General features: G+C 72.9%; 2 protein-coding genes. Both read right to left on the bottom strand.

Annotated elements, in window-relative coordinates; translation table 11 throughout:
- The coding region (locus tag ACWDS7_RS47945) for an MFS transporter (RefSeq protein ID WP_451934746.1) at nucleotides 1-1,219 on the bottom strand (1,219 nt) is incomplete at its 3' end.
- 186 nt (nucleotides 1,220-1,405) lie between these two features.
- Nucleotides 1,406-1,894 (bottom strand): cupin domain-containing protein, encoded by a 489-nt coding sequence (locus tag ACWDS7_RS47940; protein WP_451934745.1) that lies wholly within the window; start codon nucleotides 1,892-1,894, stop codon nucleotides 1,406-1,408.
- Between the last annotated feature and the right edge of the window lie 384 nt (nucleotides 1,895-2,278).

Raw genomic sequence — 2,278 nt, 5'->3', positions numbered from 1 at the left:
ACCGGCGATCAACCCGGTCCCCCGGCGGATGATGCGCGAGCACGTCGCCGCGGTGGCCGCCCGGCACGGCGGGACCGGTGACGTGGTCGTGGAGACCCGCGGCGAGCAGCATCACCGGGAACAGGTCGGTGAGATAGTCCGCGTGCACGGGGACGCGGGCGAGCAGCCCGAGGACCCCGATCAGGAGCGCGATCCCCACCAGCAGGACGTTGCGCTCGCCGAAGCGGGCGTTGAGCCGGGCGGAGACGCCCAGCGACACCGCGCCGATGACCGCCGCCGCCGGGAGCATCGCGAGGCCGGTCTCGGCGGCGCCGTACCGGAGCACCCGCTGCAGGTAGAGGGCGAGGAGAATCTGGAAGGAGAACAGCGCGGCGACCATCAGGATCTGGACCAGGTTGGCCCCCGAGACGCTACGCGAGCGGAAGATCCGCAGCGGCATGAGCGGGTTCCGCGCGGTGGCCTGGCGGATGACGAACGCGGCGAGCAGGACGGCGGCGAGGGCGCCGTAGCCGAGCGTGGGCGCCGAGGTCCAGCCGTGCTCCTCGACCTTGGCGACGGTGTAGATGCCCAGCACCAGCCCGGCGGTGACCAGGAGGGCGCCGATGACGTCGGCCCCGGCCCCCAGGCCGAGCCCGCGGTCCGCGGGCAGCACGGGCACGGCGATCACGAGCGCCGCGAGCCCGATCGGCAGGTTGATGAAGAAGATCCAGTGCCAGTCGAGGGCGTCGGTGAGGACGCCGCCGAGCACCTGGCCGATCGAGGCGCCGGCGGCGCCGGTGAAACTGAAGACGGCGATCGCCTTGGCGCGCTCCCGGGGCTCGGTGAACAGTGTCACGAGGATGCCCAGGCTGACCGCGGCGGCCATCGCGCTGCCGATCCCCTGCAGGAACCGGGCGGCGATCAGCACGGCGGGGGAGGTGGCCGCCCCGGCCAGGAGCGAGGCCGCGGTGAACACCGCGGTGCCGGCCAGGAACATCCGCTTGCGGCCGATCAGGTCGCCGAGCCGTCCGGCCAGCAGCAGCAGGCTGCCGAACGCGAGCAGGTAGGCGTTGACGACCCAGCTGAGGCCGACCGGGGAGAAGCCCAGATCGTTCTGGATGGCCGGCATCGCCACGGTCACGATGCTGCCGTCGAGGACGATCATCAGCATCCCGGTGGCGATCACTCCGAGGGCGAGCCAGCGCGACCGGGGCGCCGAAGGGGCGGAAGCGGCAGACATGGGGGCACTCCTGTCGAATGAGGCAACAGGAGAGACCGTAGCAGATAGTTTTGAAGTAGACGATCCATTTCGGATCCTCTTTAGCCGCCGGGCCCCCGGACCGCCCGGGGGCGGCCGATAGCCGGCGCCCCGGGTATGGGTGGGCCCGCCCGCCACGGTGCGGGTGAACGGCGACGGGTCATCTGGTCAGAGCCAGAAGGTGTCGTGGCGGAAGTAGAAGGCGGCCAGCTCCTCGTCGCTGGGGCGGCCGGAGACGGCGAACTCCGCCAGGCCCTCGAAGTAGCCCTCACGGGGAGCGCCCGGGGCGAAGTGCAGCAGCATCGACGCGGGCTCGCCCGACTCGTTGCGGAAGGCGTGGACGCCGCCCTCGGGGACGTGGACGAAGTCGCCCGGCTCGGTGTCGATCCAGCGGCTGCCGTCGTAGATCCGGACCGTTCCGGTGAGGATGTAGAACGACTCGGAGATCGACCGGTGGAAGTGCTGGTCGGGCCCGCTCGGCTCCGGCCCCATCTCCCAGCGGTAGAGGCCGAACTGGCCGTTGGTGGAGGCTCCCGTCGCCAGGTAGTGCACCGTGTTGCCGGACCGGTAGGTCAGCTCGGGTGCGTGGGCGGCCGGGCGGTAGGTCGCGTTGATCTCGCCCTTGTCGCCGAAGTAAGTCGGATCCGGATATGTCACGATCTGCCCTCTCGTCTGTCTCTTGTCGGTGCCTCTCCGGCGCCGCGGTGCGGGCCGGTGCCCGTGGCCGGACCGGGCCGGAGCCTGCGCATGACCGGTCCGGACTGGTGTTCGCACGTGACCGGGCCGAGCCGATGCCCGCACGTGACCGGGCAGGGCCGGGCCGGGCAGGTGCTCGCACGTGACCGGGCCGAGCCGGAGCACGCCGGAGCACGCCGGAGCACGCCGGGGCGCGCTCGACGGGCCGGAGCGTGCCGGGCGGGGTGGGCCGGGCGGCTCAGGGTACGGCGGGCCGGTCAGGGCGTGCCGGGCCGGTCAGGGGAGGTGGGCCGGGGCGGGCCACGCTCCCGTGGCCCGCGGCCGGCGGCCGCCCCCCGCCTGCCG

This window comes from Streptosporangium sp. NPDC003464 (genome assembly GCF_053588315.1).
Note: the sequence above shows the minus strand (reverse complement) of the source record. Positions and strands in the feature narration are given on the sequence as shown.